11 protein-coding genes are annotated in these 16,215 nt (G+C 62.1%); 10 read left to right on the forward strand and 1 reads right to left on the reverse strand.

All coding sequences use genetic code 11. From position 1 onward, the window contains the following. The first annotated feature begins 7 nt into the window (after positions 1 to 7). Both JAB1_RS14505 and JAB1_RS14510 read left to right on the forward strand, forming a co-directional pair. On the forward strand, positions 8 to 1,267 hold the full coding sequence (locus JAB1_RS14505; protein WP_070280377.1) for a hypothetical protein: 1,260 nt from the start codon (positions 8 to 10) through the stop codon (positions 1,265 to 1,267). After that, positions 1,218 to 3,185 (forward strand): propionate--CoA ligase, encoded by a 1,968-nt coding sequence (locus JAB1_RS14510; RefSeq protein ID WP_275527771.1) that lies wholly within the window; start codon positions 1,218 to 1,220, stop codon positions 3,183 to 3,185. The genes JAB1_RS14505 and JAB1_RS14510 overlap by 50 nt, the downstream gene beginning before the upstream one ends. 44 nt (positions 3,186 to 3,229) lie before the next feature. Here the strand turns inward: JAB1_RS14510 and JAB1_RS14515 are convergent, their stop codons facing one another. After that, complete coding sequence (locus JAB1_RS14515) at positions 3,230 to 3,943, reverse strand: S24 family peptidase (protein WP_083299753.1); 714 nt, start codon at positions 3,941 to 3,943, stop codon at positions 3,230 to 3,232. Positions 3,944 to 4,092: 149 nt separating this feature from the next. Here JAB1_RS14515 and JAB1_RS14520 point away from each other — a divergent pair, with 149 nt between their 5' ends. From JAB1_RS14520 to JAB1_RS14555, 8 genes are all read left to right on the forward strand, one after another. Then, complete coding sequence (locus JAB1_RS14520; RefSeq protein ID WP_034783960.1) at positions 4,093 to 4,509, forward strand: FeoC-like transcriptional regulator; 417 nt, start codon at positions 4,093 to 4,095, stop codon at positions 4,507 to 4,509. Between the two features lie 18 nt (positions 4,510 to 4,527). Next, positions 4,528 to 5,070 carry a zinc finger-like domain-containing protein gene (locus tag JAB1_RS14525; RefSeq protein WP_070280380.1) on the forward strand — a complete coding sequence of 181 codons (543 nt, stop codon included), beginning with the start codon at positions 4,528 to 4,530 and terminating at the stop codon, positions 5,068 to 5,070. 335 nt (positions 5,071 to 5,405) lie between these two features. Further along, entirely contained in the window at positions 5,406 to 6,611 is a 1,206-nt protein-coding gene (locus tag JAB1_RS14530) for a phage tail tube protein (protein ID WP_070280381.1), read from the forward strand. A gap of 11 nt (positions 6,612 to 6,622) precedes the next feature. Next, complete coding sequence (locus JAB1_RS14535) at positions 6,623 to 7,138, forward strand: hypothetical protein (RefSeq protein WP_143451002.1); 516 nt, start codon at positions 6,623 to 6,625, stop codon at positions 7,136 to 7,138. An 8-nt stretch (positions 7,139 to 7,146) separates the two neighbouring features. Further along, the gene (locus JAB1_RS14540; RefSeq protein WP_070280382.1) at positions 7,147 to 7,482 is read left to right on the forward strand and encodes a hypothetical protein; all 336 of its coding nucleotides are present in this window, start codon (positions 7,147 to 7,149) and stop codon (positions 7,480 to 7,482) included. A gap of 115 nt (positions 7,483 to 7,597) precedes the next feature. Further along, the gene (locus tag JAB1_RS14545; RefSeq protein ID WP_070280383.1) at positions 7,598 to 12,163 is read left to right on the forward strand and encodes a tape measure protein; all 4,566 of its coding nucleotides are present in this window, start codon (positions 7,598 to 7,600) and stop codon (positions 12,161 to 12,163) included. Continuing rightward, positions 12,160 to 13,629, forward strand: a complete 1,470-nt coding sequence (locus JAB1_RS14550) for a hypothetical protein (RefSeq protein WP_070280384.1) — start codon at positions 12,160 to 12,162, stop codon at positions 13,627 to 13,629. Before JAB1_RS14545 ends, JAB1_RS14550 begins: the two co-directional genes overlap by 4 nt. After that, a complete protein-coding gene (locus JAB1_RS14555) occupies positions 13,626 to 16,193 on the forward strand; it encodes a hypothetical protein (RefSeq protein ID WP_070280385.1) in 2,568 nt (855 codons plus the stop codon). The genes JAB1_RS14550 and JAB1_RS14555 overlap by 4 nt, the downstream gene beginning before the upstream one ends. Positions 16,194 to 16,215 lie beyond the last annotated feature (22 nt).

Here is a 16,215-nt window from a genome sequence, read left to right on the forward strand (position 1 = left end):
GCGAACCATGACGGCATCCCCATTCAAATCCTATCTGGCCATCCTGGCGCTGGCGCTGACGGGTGGCGCCCTGCTGCTTGTCGCCTTCGTGATCATTGTCGATCCCTACGGCCTGTATGGCGTCGTCCGGCGCGACAATTTCAATGCCGTCAAGCCGGGCTTGAGCCGCTACCAGAGCCAGATCAAGCAGGAGCATGCGCTGCGCAGGCGGCCGCAATTCATCATCCTGGGTAACTCGCGCGCGGAGATCGGCTTCGATCCGCGCGCCAGTGCCTTGTCAGCGCTGGGTACCGGCTATAACCTGGCGATTCCCGGCACAGGCCTGGCCACGTCCGCCAGCCAGTTCGCGCAATTGCGCCAGGCTGGCGTCCGGCCGCGCACGGTCATCGCGGGCATGGAATTCATCGATTTTCTCAATCCGGCCGTCGCGTCCGCCGCGCGCCCGGCGGCGGCTACTGCGCCACCCGCGCATGGCCGCATATTTTGGCGCTTTGATGCGCTCTTTTCGCTGGCTTCCGTCAAGGATGCCGTGCATACGCTGCGCATCCAGCATGATGGCGAGGCGGCCACCTTGTCGGCAGACGGTTTCAATCCCTTGCTGGAGTATGGCGCCCATGTGCGCCGCGACGGCTACCACAAGATGTTCACCCAGCGGGCGCGGGAAAGCGCCGCCGGTTTGCGCCGGAAATCGACGCACGGCTTCGCCACCGAAGACTTTCTAGTCCTGCGTGCCTTTTTGCTGGCGATGGCGGCCACGCAAGCCGACATCAAGCTGGTGATCTATCCCTATCACGCGCAACTGCTGGCCATGTTTGAAGCTGCCGGTTTGTGGCCCCTCTTCGATGAGTGGAAAGACCAGCTGGTGCTGGCAATTGGCGAGGTCAGGGCGCGGTACCCGGACGCACGCATTTCCCTGACTGATTTCAGCGGCTATGGCGCATACAACTGCGAGCCGATTCCCGCCGCGAATGAAAGGGAGAGGGCCACGCGCTGGTACTGGGAAGCGGGGCATTTCAAGAAGGCGCTGGGCGACATCGTGCTGCAGCGCCTGATGTCGCCACGGGAAAATGCGCCTGGCGAGGGACAGTTTGGCATGCCGCTCGATGGTGCCCGCCTGGAGGAAAACCGCGCGCGGATCGCGCAAGAGCGCAGCCGTTGCGCGGCGGCGCAGCCGGCATTGTTTCCAAGTCAGCTGTTCGCTATGCAGGGCAGTCATTTTGGAGGACGCACACAAACACAAACAAGCGCAACATATACGAACAAATAACACCACAGATTGCACGCCTACCGGAGGAGACATGAATTTCGCAGCATTTTACCAACGCTCGATCGACACACCTGACGCTTTCTGGCGCGAGGAAGCGGACAAGATCGACTGGAACATCCCGTTTTCGCAAGTGCTCGATTATTCCCGCCCGCCATTTGCCAAGTGGTTCGTCGGCGGTACCACGAATTTGTGCCACAACGCCGTTGACCGCTGGGTGGAAAGCCAGGGCGATGCCGCCGCGCTGATCGCCATTTCCACCGAGACCAATACCGAGCGCAGCTACAGCTTTCGCGAGCTGCAGCGCGAAGTGGAGCGCTGCGCCGCCATCCTGCTGGCGCTGGGCGTGGGCAAGGGCGACCGCGTATTGATCTACATGCCGATGATCGCCGAGGCGGCGTTCGCCATGCTCGCTTGCGCGCGTATCGGCGCCGTGCATTCCGTGGTGTTCGGCGGCTTTGCCGCCAACAGCCTGGCCAGCCGCATCGACGATGCGCAGCCCAAGCTGGTGTTCTCCGCCGACGCCGGCTCGCGCAATGGCAAGGCGATAGCCTACAAGCCGCTGCTCGACGAAGCCATCCGCATCGCCGCGCACAAGCCGCGGCAGGTGCTGCTGGTCGACCGCCATCTTGTGCCGATGGAACTGACGCCCGGCCGCGACGTCGATTACGCGGCCCTGCGCGAGCAGCACCTGGACGCGCAGGTGCCCGTCGCCTGGCTCGAATCGAACGAGCCGTCGTATGTGCTGTACACCTCGGGCACGACGGGCAAACCGAAGGGCGTGCAGCGCGACGTGGGCGGCTACGCGGTGGCGCTGGCATCGTCGATGCAGTACAACTTCTGCGGCAAGCCCGGCGAAACCTTCTTTGCCACCTCGGATATCGGCTGGGTGGTGGGCCATTCCTACATCGTGTATGGTCCGCTGATCGCCGGCATGGCCACCATCCTGTACGAGGGCTTGCCCATCTGTCCCGATGCCGGCATCTGGTGGAGCATCGTTGAAAAATACAGGGTCACGCGCATGTTCTCGGCGCCGACGGCCATCCGCGTGCTGCGCAAGCACCCGGTGGAACTGATGCGCAAATATGACCTGTCTTCCCTGAAGGCGCTGTACCTGGCGGGCGAGCCGCTCGATGAAACCACCTCGCAGTGGATCGCCGATGAACTGAAAGTGGACATCATCGACAACTACTGGCAGACGGAGACGGGCTGGCCGATTCTCTCGGTGGCGAAAGGCGTGGCTGATACCCCGACGCGCCTGGGCAGCCCCGGCCTGGCCATGTACGGCTACCAGGTCAAGCTGCTCAACGAAGCGACGGGCGAGGAGTGCGCCGCCAACGAGAAGGGCGTGCTGGTACTGGAAGGCCCGCTGCCGCCGGGCTGCATGCAAACAGTCTACGGTGATGACGAGCGCTTCGTCGACACCTACTGGTCCACCTTCAGCGGCCGGCAAGTGTATTCCACTTTCGACTGGGGCCTGCGCGATGCGGATGGCTATTATTTTATTCTGGGCCGCACTGACGACGTGATCAACGTGGCCGGCCATCGCCTGGGCACGCGCGAAATCGAGGAAAGCATCACCAGCCACCCGAACGTGTCGGAAGTGGCGGTGGTGGGCGTGGAAGACAAGCTCAAAGGCCAGGTGGCGATGGCTTTCGTGATCCTGAAGGATCCGCGCGGTTTCGACAGCGTTGAAGCGAAAGCGGTGCTGGAGCGCGAAGTGATGGCCGTCGTCGACCGCCAGCTGGGCGCCGTGGCGCGGCCTGCGCGCGTGCTGTTCGTGTCGCAGCTGCCGAAGACGCGCTCGGGCAAGCTGCTGCGCCGTTCGATCCAGGCCATCTGCGAAGGGCGCAGCCCGGGCGACCTGACGTCGATGGACGACCCGGCATCGCTGCAGCAGATCCAGGCGGCGCTGGCGTAAGCGCCAGGAAGCAAGCGAAGTTTATCAATCGATAAACTTCGCGTTCAAATCCGGTCGCTTTCCTTGCGCACGACCCTGCCGACGATCAGGCATTCATTGCCACGGCACAGCTTGCGATGGTATTTGCGCTGGTCGGGGTTGTCCGACGTCAGCCACCATTCGCCGATATCGCGCGCCATGCGCTTGACCACCGGCTCGCCTTCATAATTGATGGCGAACACAATGCCGTCGGCTGGCCGGTTGTCGGCCGTGTTGATGATCACCACGTCATCCTCGTACAGGGCCGGCTCCATGCTCTCGCCCTTGACCTTGATCGCCACCAGTTTTTCAGGATGGTAGCCATTGCGCTCGACCCAGCTGCGCGGCACGCTGATGGTGCTGCCGTCGTGCGTTTCCGGTTCGATGGCAAAGCCCGTGATGCCTGCCGACAGGCGCAGTTTCACCTTGCGGATCGGGTAGAAGCGTTCATCCTCGCCATCTTCCACCACCACGGACTGCACGCCTGCCAGCGCGCGCGCGGCCATGGTCACCTGGTCCGGCGCCGCACCCTGGTCGAAGTACATGCTGTCCAACTGCAGGTCCGCTTCCAGCTTGCGTGCGATCTTTTCGCTGAAGGCGCGGCCCTCGCGGTAGGTGGGCGAGAGGATTTGCGAGATGCGTGCCTCGCTCCAGCCGCTGACGTCGGAAATTTTCTTGCGCGTGTTGTCGTAGTGCTCGCGGATCAGGGCCAGCAGGCGGTCGCGTCTGTATTGATACATATTCATCTCCACATTAAACCTGAAATTTACCGTTTGATAAATTACCAAATGCTTGACTTTAACATTAGCGATTGATAAAGTCCACTCGTTGCCTGTCGCAAACGCACTACAGCGTCTGCCGGTTGGCGACACCACGGGAGGTCAGGCAGATGTTGAACAGCAGTCAGTTGGTTGAAAGCAGGGCGGCGCCGCGGCAGGGGCGCCAGTTACAGGGACGCAGCAAGAAGTCGCAGCTGCATATCGCCCGCATCGCGCAGTATATTCGCGAGCAGGGCCAGGCCAGCGCGGCGCAATTGTCCGCCTTGCTGGGACTCGATGCGGGCACCATGAGCCGCTATTTGCGCCACATGTGCGGCATGGGACAGATCCACCTGGCGCAGCGCCATTGCACGGAACCGGGACGCCAGCGGCCCGCCCTGTACGCGCTGGGCGAGCAGGATGACGAGGTCGATGGCTGGGCCGAACTGCCGCCGCAAGTGCGCCGCACGGCCAGCTGGGCACGCGGCACGGCGCACCGCGATCCGCTGGTGGCGGCGCTGTTTGGCCCGGCACAGAATAACGATTAGTATCAACGAGGAGAAATCATGGGGTTTGCAGAAAAATTCATCGCATCGCTGTCGTCGCAGAACTTGCGCGACGATGCCGTCCACCACGACCTGGATGTTATCGCGGCGGCCGCGCTGGCGGGTGACATGGGTGCCTTGCTGTGCCGCGTCAAGTATGCGGACGGCACCATCAGCCGCCTGTTCGAAGGCAATGCGGGCAACCTGGCGCAGTTGCTGCGCGCCTGGACGGCTGCCGTGACGCAGAAGGGCCGCGCGCGGCGCTGGGTCAAGGCGCAGACGGCCTGGGATGCGCAGGCGGCCAATACCTTGTACCGCCGCGTTGCCGAAGCGTCGCTCGCGCATTGGCTCGACAGCAAATGCAAGGTCTGCCACGGCACGGGCGTGGTCGCTGCCATGCAGGCCGGCGCGCCTGTCGTCTGCAAGGCTTGCCACGGCGCCGGCGAGGCGGCCATCAGCTGCTCCGGCGGCTTCGAGCTCGAACGCATCAAGGATATGGTCAGCGAACTGGAAGGCATCTTCCAGTCGCACGGCGCCCGCGCCATGCGCCGCCTCGGCCACTGACAAATTTTCTGCAATATGCCTGGCACTGGAAAAAACGCCCCTACAATAGAGTCTCGATCACGCAGCAACAGCAACACCGGCAGCACCGCAGTACACCACATGCTTCTCCACTCGTAATAGACGCGCCCAAGGCGCGACACCGATAGGGGAACTCAGCGCAGCGAACGGCCTTCATGGCCCCTTCGCCCACCTTCCGTCCGGCATGGCCCCGCGCCATCCGGACGCCAGCCCGCCGCCTCACCGCGTGCGGGCTTTTTCGTTTCCTGATTATCGGCAGTTCCCCCCTCAAGACCGCAGATGCGGTCTTTTTTTTCATCCCACGAAAGGTATTACTTATGGCATCGACAGCAAACGGCATCGACAGCTTGATCGTTATCAGCAAACAAAGCGCCGAAGGCAGCAAGGCCGCCGCCGGCGGCGGCCAGATTTATCCCCGCGTCACAGCCACTTTCGACACGGAAGCGGACAAATACGCGAGCGCCGAAATCGACGCCAGCCAGCAGCAGGGCGATACCCGCCTGGGCAATTTCCGCACCACGGGCGCCATCAAGGCCGAAGCGGCGTGCGGCACGTATGCGCCGCTGATGGCGGCGCTGCTGCGCCGCGACTTCACGGCAGGCGGCGTGGCTGCCGCGCAAACCACCATCGCGGCGGCCGCCTCCGGCCTGACGCGCAGTGCCGGTTCCTGGCTGAGCGAAGGCTTCCGTGCCGGCAGCGTGGTGCGCATCACCGGCATGACGGCGCCGGCGGCCGCCAACAACGCGAAGAATTTCTTCGTCACGTCGGTGACGGCCACCAACCTGAATGGCCAGTTCATGGACGGCTCGGCGATGATCGTCAAGGCGGCCGGCGACTCGGTCAGCGTGGCGGCCGTGGGCAAGCGCAGCTTCACCCCGTTGACGGGCCATACCACCGACTGGTTCACGGCCGAAGTGCAGGACCCGAAGATCGGCGTGCACCGCAGCTTCGTCGACCAGCTGGTCAGCAAGATGGATATCGCCGTGCAGCCGAACGGCATCACCAGCCTGGACTTCACCCTGATGGGCAAGGCGGAAGGCCCGACCACGGCCGTGCCGTATTTCCCCGCGCCGCTGGCCGCACCTGGCTCCGGCAAGTTTTCGGGCGCCACGGCCATGCTGTCGGTGAACGGCATCCCGTCGCAGATCTGCACCGGCATGTCCGTCTCGCTGGATGGCCAGGTCAAGGTCGACCCGGTGATCGGCTCGAAGTACGCCACGGCCGCCTCGCGCGGCAAGGTGATGGGCTCGGGCCAGTTCACGGTGCTGCTGCAGGATGCCACCTACCTCGACTACTTCAAGTCCGAGACGGAAATCCCGCTGGCCTACGCCATGGCATCGGGCACCGCGCCGGCCGCCGACGTGCTGGCGCTGGCCATGGGCCGCATCAAGATCACCTCGGCCAAGATCGACGACGGCGAGAAAAACAAGATCGTCACCTGCGCCTTCGACGTCCTGCGCTACAAGGGCACGGACGCGCAGCACGAAGCGACCACCTTGACCATCCAGGACAGCGCGCTGTAAGCCGCTGACGCTTGACCCGGGGCCGCCTGATGGCGGCCTTTTTACTTTTACCTCAATCAAGAAAGCAAATACATATGAACAACGCACAAATGATCGCCTCGGCTGGTTTTGATATTTCCCTGTTGAATGATGGCAACAAATCGGTGGATCAGGTGCACCTGGTGTCGGTGTTGTTTGACGAAGACGGCGCACACAAGGCGGGCTTTGAAATCGTCAGCAAAAATTCCGACCAGTACCGTGCCGTGATTCGCGAAACGTCGGTGGTGGCGATCAAGCGCTCGGTGCAAAAAAGCAAGCAAATCGACGCGAAGACCGACGAAGGCGCCGCGGAACTGTATGACCTGGCGGAAAACCGCAACATGAAGATCGCCATCGCGGTGGTGGTGGGCATGCCTGGTTTCGTCGACAAGGGCGTCCCGGTACAGCCTTCCCCGGCTTTGCTGAAGGCGATTTTTGAAAAAATGCCGTCCTGGCAGGAAAAAGTGCTGGCCGCACTCGAGGCGGACGGCAATTTTTTGACGGTCTAGCCGCCGCCTTGCTGCTCTTTGCCGAGGAACAGTTCGAGCGTTCGGCAAAGGCGGCTGATGGCAATGCGAAAGGCGACCACCTGGATGCCGCCAAGCGCCATCCACTCTACCGGGAGCCGCAGGCTCCCGTTCGCGCGCAACTGCCGTTTGAACTGGCGCATGTGTGGCAGTTTTTCGTGCAGATGAGCCGCAAGCGGCAAAACGGCATGGCGGTCAATCCCTTGAGCAGCCTGGATATCCTGGCATGGCAACTGCGGCATCGTATCCGTCTGGCGGTTTGGGAAGAGGAGCTGGTCGATCAGCTTGATGCAGCGTATATCTCCCATCAAAACAGTTCGCCTTAGCCCTGGTTTTGCCCTGATTTTTACAGCAGAGGTGACACGGAAAACACAACAGCCGTCGCGCAGGTGGCCTCGATTGCTCGGTCACCTTTGCGGTGGCTTTTTTTATGGGTAAATTATGACCGTTGAAATTGAAACATTACAGATACGCATCGATACGCTCAATGTGCGCATCGCGGCAGATGACCTGGAACGCATGCGCGAGGCCAGCGAGAAGGCTGCCAAGTCGACTTTCAAACTCGAAGATGTCACGAAAAAATACACGGAGATACTCTCCAACCTGGGTATTTCCAACAATATTGGCCAGATCGTCAAACTGTCTGATGAATATACGAAACTGACAGCGCAACTGCGCATGTCGACCAGCTCGACGCAGGAATATGGCGAGGCGTACGACAATGTCAAGCGCATTGCCGCCTCGGGGCAGACGGACCTTGCCGCCACGGCAGGGTTGTATGCCCAAATGAACGATGCGACCAAGAAACTGGGCATCAGCCAGGCCGAAGTGGCCGGCATCACCGAGGCGCTCAATCTTGGTGTCAAGATCAGCGGCGCCTCGGCGGCAGATTCCGCCACCGCCTTCAAGGGGCTGTCCGATGCCTTCGCCGATGGCGCCCTGAGCAGCCAGCAATTTAACGATATCAGCCAGGCTGCGCCCGAAGTCATGGCGGCCATGGCCGCCGGCCTGGGCGTGTCGAAAGAAGCGCTCGCCGGGCTTGCCGGCGCAGGATTGATCACTGCCGACGTGATGGCCGTCGCGCTGCCAAACGCGCTGGGCGAGTTGCGCAAGGAAGCTGTGCAGTTCGAAACCATCGGTGGCAGCTTTACCGTCTTGAGCAACAACGTGATGGAATTCACGGCGAGACAGGCGGAGTCGACCGGCGCCGTGCGCCTGATGACGAGCGGCCTCGAATTTCTGTCGAATAACCTGACCCTGGTCGTTGGCGTGCTCGAAACGCTGACCACCGCGAAATTTGGTTCCTGGGCTGCCGGCGTCGTCGTGGCTACGTATAGCAAGGTCACGGCCAACCGGGCCTTGCTGGCATCCACCCTGGCGGCGGCGAATGCCGACGTGACGGCGACCGCCGCCACCTCTGCACTGGCGACCGCACGTGTTGCTGAATTACAAGCGACGATACGCGCCAGCCAGGCCGACGTGGCGCTGGCGCTGACCACCAATGGCCTGATCCCGGCACAAGCCCGTGCCACAGTTGCCTCCGAGGCTCACTCCGCCGCATTGGTGGCGCAAACGGCAGCAACGCGCGCCGCATCGGTCGCTGCAGGGGTACTGAAAGGGGCCTTGGCATTCATGGGTGGGTATATTGGCTTGCTGGTGACTGTCGTAGGGTTAGGTGTTACTGCCTGGAATATGTGGGGGAGTTCGTCGAAAGACAATGCGGAGAAAGCCGTAGAACCCATGCGCAAGAGTACCAAGGAAATCGTTGCTGAACTCGACAAGCAGATGGTCCAGCTTGCAAAGCGCAATGAGCTGGCAAAGCTGGGCGTGTCGGAGAAAGGACTGAATACCCCGGCTGGCGAACGCATGCTGGAGATTTCGACGGAAATGGATGCCGTGCGCAATCGCACGGGAAAATACCAGTCCCTGGACAAGGCCGGGGTGGACAGCAACCTGGCAAGGCTGCAGGGCGAACTGGATATGGTGCGCGGCAAGCTCAAGCAGCTAGAGCAGCAAGGTGCGTCGGGTAAACCGCAGGGTGGAACTGGTACAGGCGCGCCATCGCTTCCCGCTCCGCCCACGCCTTTCGAATCCATGATGAATGAGATGCACGGCAAGGCCCGCGACCTGAAGCGCGAAGCTGCCGGCTATGCCGAGATGAACGAGGCGCAAAAGTTCGATTTTCAGTTGAAGGAACTCCGCGAGAGTCAGACGAAAAAACTGACTGCGTCGGAGCAGGCGGGATTCGAGGTTGCGCGTAAGGTGCTTCAGGCCCGCGTCGATGAGATCGAGGTGGGCAAGCAAGCCAAGGCTGTGACCGAGCAGGCGCTGGCAGACGCGAAAGCGCTGTCCGATACACGGACGCAGGCCGTCGCCGATGCCGTCAAGGAAGCCGCGGCTGGCGAAAAGCTGGTGGCGGTGTATGGCATGAGCAAGACCGCCATCGCGCAAAACGAAATGGCGCTGCTGAAGGAGCAGCGCGCCGCGCTGGCGGTCGGCAAGGAAAATGCGGCACAGATCGAGTATTTGAATGCATTGATCGATGCCAAGCAGCGCAGCATGACGGCGACGGAAGAATTGGCCGCCAAGGAGGCGTCTGCCGCGGCGGCCAAGAAGGCTTCCGATGACTGGGCCGCCAGCGCCAAGGATATCGAAAAGTCACTGACTGACGCGTTCATGAACGGCTTCGAAGGCGGCAAGAACCTGGCGACCATGTTCAGGGACAAGTTGAAGAGCATGTTCAACACTCTCGTGCTGCAACCGATCATGTCGCCCATCGCGGCCGGCTTTGCCTCGTTCCTGAATCCGGGCGCGGCGCAGGCGCAGGGCAGTCTGGCCAACGGTGGCGGCATCCAGTCGCTCCTGAGTTCGGCGAAGGGCATCTACGATTCGCTGTCCAGCGGACTTTCCGGTATTGGTACTTCGGTGGCCAATGGCGTGCAGCGTGGCATGAGCATGCTGCAAGGTACCCCATACACGGCCGGGGCCAATGGTGCATTCGCCACCGGTGCGGGTGCGGCGGCAAGCGTTGCTGCCGGCGTCATGGGCGGAGTATATGGTGGCAAGATGATTTCAGGGGAGTACGGCCGTAATGGCATCGTCAATGCTGGCACGGCGATCGGAGCTGTCGTTGGCAGCGTTTTCCCGGTGGTAGGTACTGCCGTGGGCGCGCTGGTGGGCGGCCTGCTGGGCGGCGCGGCGAACCGCCTGTTCGGCATGGGCGAGAAAAAGGTCAGCAGTGCCGGTATTTCCGGCAACCTCGGTGCCGATGGCTTTGCGGGCGAGAGCTATTCGAACTGGACCCAGAAAGGCGGTCTTTTCCGCAAGAATAAAAAAGGTACGGACCGCTCTGAAGTCGATGCCGAGCTGGCGGCATCGCTAGGCGATACGTATGCGCAGATGAAGGCGGTGACGGGTGCTTTCGCCAGCACCTTGGGCGTCAACACGGATAGCCTGGCCACGCGCACGCAGTCGCTCAATATCGTCATGACCAAGGATGACGCCGCGAACCAGAAAGCCATTGCCGATTTCTTTACCGGCGTTGGCGATGCGATGGCAAGGGAACTGGTGCCATCGCTGTCGCAACTGAGCCAGAAGGGCGAATCGGCCAGCGCTGCGCTGCAGCGCCTGGCGGGCAACTACGCGGTCGTCGATGCAATGCTGGCTACCCTGGGTAGCACATCGCAGCAGGCATTCGGCGCCGTTGGCGTGGCGTCCCTGGCGGCACGCGAGCAGCTGGTCAAGGCTGCCGGCGGCGTGGAAGCACTGGGCAATCGGACTGCATTCTTTGCCGAAAACTACCTGACCGAAGCCGAGCGCCTGGCGCCCGTGCAAAAACACGTGACGGAACAGATGGCGGCCCTGGGCTATGCGAGCGTGACCACGCGCGCGCAGTTCAAGGATACGGTATTGCAATTGGTCAATTCTGGCGCATTGGCTACCAAGACGGGGGCCGACCAGTATGCGGGCCTGATGGCATTGGCCGATGCGTTCGCGAAGACGCATGCGGCGACGGAAAGCCTGACCAGGTCGGAACAGAGTATTGCCGACGAGCGCAAGGGTATCCAGGAAAAGCTTGACCAGATGACGATGACTACGGCGCAATTGCGTGCCAGGGAGCGTACAGCGGTCGATGCCGCTAACCTGGCCTTGTATGACCAGTTGCAGGCGCGGCAGGATATTGCAACTGCCTATGAAACGGAGTCTTCGGCCCTCAAGTCCACCATCGAGCGCCTGAAATCGTTTGGCGACGGCATCCGCACCTTCAAGGATTCTCTGTTGCTGGGCAACCTGTCGACCTTGACGCCGATGCAGAAGATGGTAGAGGCGCAGCGTCAGTATGAAGAGACGCTGGCCAAGGCGAAGACGGGCGATGCGGCGGCGCAGTCGGCGCTGACAGGTACTGCCACCGCGTATTTGACGGCCAGCCAGGTCGTGAACGCTGCAAGCGCGAGCTATGCCGCCGATGCGGCCAGGGTCCAGGCCGAGCTGGCGGCACTGGCGGCGATCACGGGCACACAGTTGAATGATGCGCAGAAGCAACTGACGGCACTCGATATGCAAGTGGGGCAGTTGATCAACCTGAACAAGACGGCGGTCGGTATCCAGCAAGCGGTCGATGCACTGGGCACGGCGTTGCGGGCAGGCGGGCAGACCGATGTCACGGGCGGCATGCGCTTTGCACCTGCTGCCGGCATGTCTGTCGCCGCCTCCTTTGGCGAAGCAGCGGTGGAAGCGCCGGCCGTCTTCGACCCCGTGCGCTACTCGTCGGCGGCGAACGTCGGCTCCGACGCCCTGGTGGCCGAAATTCGCGGCCTGCGCGAAGACAACCAGGCCATGCGCGTGGAGCTGGAAGGCTTGCGCGCCGACCAGCGGGCGCAAACAGGCGCCACCATCCAGGCCACCTTTGAATCGAACGCCAGCGCCGCCAGGACGGTGGTCGATGGCGTGGATAAATCGTCCCGGGCATCCGCCTGGGCCAATGCAGTGAAAGGAGAGTACGCATGACCGATGCGCAATTTCAGGATTGGCTGCAAAGCCCGTCGGCCATCCGCATGGTGCTGATCGAGGCGCAAGTGAACGTGGCCGGCAGCGAGGTGACGCGGTATATCGCTTCGCGGCCCTACATCACCGGGCCGCGCGAAGTGCCGGCGAATACCGCCTACCAGCCGCTAGCCAAGGGCGGCCTGGCCTTCACGGAACAGGTCAGCCTGTCCGGCGAGGCGGGGCTGTCGGGCGGCGATATCGAACTCGATAACGCCGATGGCGCGCTTGATGGCTGGCTGGATGATGTCTGGATGAACCGGCCGATCAAGGCCTGGGCCGGCGATCCGTCCTGGCCGCGCGCCGACTTCCAGCTGGTCTTTGACGGCATCATCGCCGACGTGGCCAGTGCGGGGCGCGAGTCGGTCAACCTGGTACTGCGCGACAAGCTGCAGCGCCTGAATACGCCGATCTCCGAGGCGAAGCTGGGTGGCACGACGCCGAACAAGGACGCCATCCTGCCGATACCGTTTGGCGAGTGCCACAACGTGACGCCCTTGCTGACCAATCCCGCCACGCTGGAGTACGGTTTTCTTGGCGCGGTCGAATCGACGTTTGAAGTGCGCACCAACGGCAAGCCGATTGCCGTGGCCTTGAATGACCAGGCGGGCCGCTTCAACCTGACTACCGATCCGTTTTCCACCACGATCACGGCCAGCGTACAGGGCGACAAGGGCGGCGGCTATGCGCCGCGCATCGCGCCGCTGGTGCAGCGTATCGCTACGGCCTACGGCAAGGCGGCCGACCGTTTTGCCCTGGCGGATCTGGACCTGGACAACCTGGCCGCCTTCGACGCGTCCCACCCGCAGCCGGTGGGGCTGTATGTTGCTGACCGCACGAACCAGGCGCAGGCCATCCAGCAACTGGCGGCCAGCGTGGGCGCCCAGGCGATCATGTCGCGCACGGGCCAGCTGCGCCTGGTGCAGATCGCGCTGCCGGCCGCCGGCGTGCCGATGGCGATCGGTCCGGAGCAGATGCGCGAACGCTCGCTGCGTCCCGCGCAGCGCCTGCCGGTGACGGCCGCCGTGAAGATCGGTTTTGACCGGAACTGGACGCCGCAGGCTGGCCTGACGACCAGCATACCGCCCGCGCATGCAGATTTGTATGCCACCGAATGGCTGACGGAGACGGTGGTCGACGCGGCGGTGCGCACGCGTTACCGCCTGAGCGACGACCCGGTGCAGATCGATACTTGTCTGAAGACGCGGGCCGATGCCCGCGCGGAAGCGCAGCGGCGCCTGGCCTTGAGCAAGGTGCCGCGCACCATTTACGAATTCGATGGAGAACCCGAGATGATGATGCTGGAACTGGGACAGCCCGTACAACTGCGCGCTGAACGCTTTGGCTTGCAGGATGGCGTGCCGGGCGTGGTGGTACTGCTGTCGCGCTTCTGGCTGACGGGCAGAGTGACGGTGGGGGTGCTGGCATGAGCGCCATAGTGGGGGAACGCGATACGCTGTTGCAGGCGACGGCGGAGCGCTTCAGCACGACGGCCGATGGCAAGGCGCTCCTGATGTCCGCCAGTACGCCCGTCTTTCGCGTGAACAGCGCCGGTGCCGGCGCGCCCGGCTCGATCGCCATCACCGCCAAGCCCGTCAATGTGGTGGGTGATATCGTCTTTTCCGTATCCGCCGGCACGGCGTTGCGGGTCAACGGCAACGTGGCCACCGTCGATTTTGCCAGCATGACTACGGATACGGCCCTGGTGCAGGCACGCATCCGTGAATTTGGTGTCGACTACATCGCCAACTACATGGTCAGCAAGGTCTTCGACGGCGTCAATGGCGATACCGGCCTGGCCGGATTGAACACGGGCCAGGCCTTCGCCTACAAGCGCGCCGCTGCGGTACCTGGTGATTCTCCAGGCGACGTTATCTTTACCTTCGCCACGGCGGCCATCACGACGCCGGCCGGCAATGATCTGGCCAATGGCTGGTCGAAGAACATCCCTGCCGGCACGGCGCCGCTGTACGTGCGCGTGTCAGCGGCCAGTTCGCGCAATGCCACGGACAATATCGCCGCCAATGAGTGGTCGGCGGCGGTGCAACTGGCCAAGGACGGCACCGACGGTTTGAATGTGGCACCCGTGCGCATCTACCAGCGCGGCGCCACCAACATCGCGCCGGCACTGCCGAGTGCGGCATGCACGTTCACGTTTGCCACCGGCGCACTGACAGGCCTGAACAATGGCTGGTCGGCCCAGGTGCCGACGACGGGCGGTGCGTACCTGTTCACTTCAGGCGCCACGGCCGCGTCGCGCACGGCGACCGACGACATCGCCCCAGGCGAATGGGCCGCTGCGGCGCGCCTGGCCGCCGATGGTGCTACTGGCCAGCGCGGCACCGTCACGGTGGCAGCGCCCGGCTACTCGGTCTGGTCGGATGCGTCGGCTGTGTATGAGTTGGGCCGTGCCGGCTATGGCGCGCCGATCAACCGCGACGTGGTCACCTTGTATGACGCCACGCATGCGGTGACGAAGTTTTATGTCAATGGCGCCTGGGAGAGCTTGGATACTGTTCTGAACGGCAATTTGCTGGTGCCGGGCACGGTGGCAACACAGGCGCTGGCGGCAGACTCAGTTACAGCCGAAAAGATTGATGCGCGAGGGCTGAGCATCAAGGATACAGCTGGCAACATTATCCTCAGCGCCGGCACGCCCTTGACGTCGAACTATATGAATGCAGGGATAGGCGCAGGCAATCTGATCAGTAATTCCGGTCCGTACCCTGGCACTGTGGGCGACTTCGGCGTGGAGTATTCCTTCGCCCCGGGGCTAACCGCCGTTGTTGAGAGTCCAGAGCTCTACCGCCCGACCGGCGCCGGTGGCGTCTACATGCGGTGCCCCGGGACTGTTCCAGTAGATGCGGTTGCTATCATGACCCCGAGGCAGGCCGGCGCATTCCGAAAATTTCCGGTGATTTCCGGTGTGCACTATGAATTCAGTATCTACATGACGACTCACCGCTGCAAGGGGGCGGCGAATGTTGCCTTTTACGACGCCGCAGACAAGTATATAACGGAGGTGGGTGGGAACGCTGTGGACGACGTGTCGACTACAGGCCCCCTGAGCGTGTGGCCAAGATCCGTTGTATTTGCTGTGGCGCCGGCAGGGGCCGCTTACGCGTCTGTGCGCGGCGTGCTTGTTGGCAAAGGTGCCGTCGATGCCTACCTTTTTACCTCGTCGTGGTACTTCGGCGTGGCGCTTGCCGCGCAGACTGTGCCATCGGCTTGGGCCGATGGCCCAGGAGCGAGGTTTGGAGACAATCTTTATGGCCAGATCACGACGTCCAATTCGCCTACTTACATCGCCAACGCCGCCATCTTAAACGCCCAGATCGGTGGCGACATTTACAGCAGCAACTGGAATGGCTGGGATACGGGGTGGCTTTTGGACCGGAACGGGAATTTTTATGCGAATAGCGGAACTTTTCGTGGTGAACTGATAGGGGCAAAGGGAACTTTTTCCGGGAAGTTGACGGCATCCACCATTATTGCCGGACGTGGTCAGAACGAAAATAATACGACGTTTATCGATTTTAACGCTACCGGCAGTATGCCGTTTATCTATGCTGGCTCGGGAGCAGTGCGTATCACCGCCGATGGCGAAGGTACTTTTGCCCGCAGAATCTTGTCGCCACCGAATCTGGTGAAGCATGGAGTGGAGTATATCTCGCCAGGAATAGTGGGATGGACTGGTAACGAATATCGTCCATTTACTGTTTACATCGATACCGGGCATACATTCGAGTCTACATGGCATGCGGTACCGTCGGACACTTTCTTGGCCAATGCCACGATTTCAGGTGGTCAGAGCTGGCGCGATGGCTGCAATGGTTATGGCGAAGCGTCTATTGTTGTTGGTGATGGCCTCAACAATGGAGCCTCCCTCTTGCCTCTCGATAATCGGATATACATTCGATTTACTTGGACCCCGGTCAGTGGGAACGGCTACATCAACCCAACTGAGATCACCTGGAAACTGGTGAAAGTTTAATGAAAACTCTACGTATTCTCTA

The sequence above is a fragment of the Janthinobacterium sp. MP5059B genome, assembly GCF_001758645.1.
Taxonomy (GTDB): domain Bacteria; phylum Pseudomonadota; class Gammaproteobacteria; order Burkholderiales; family Burkholderiaceae_D; genus Janthinobacterium; species Janthinobacterium lividum.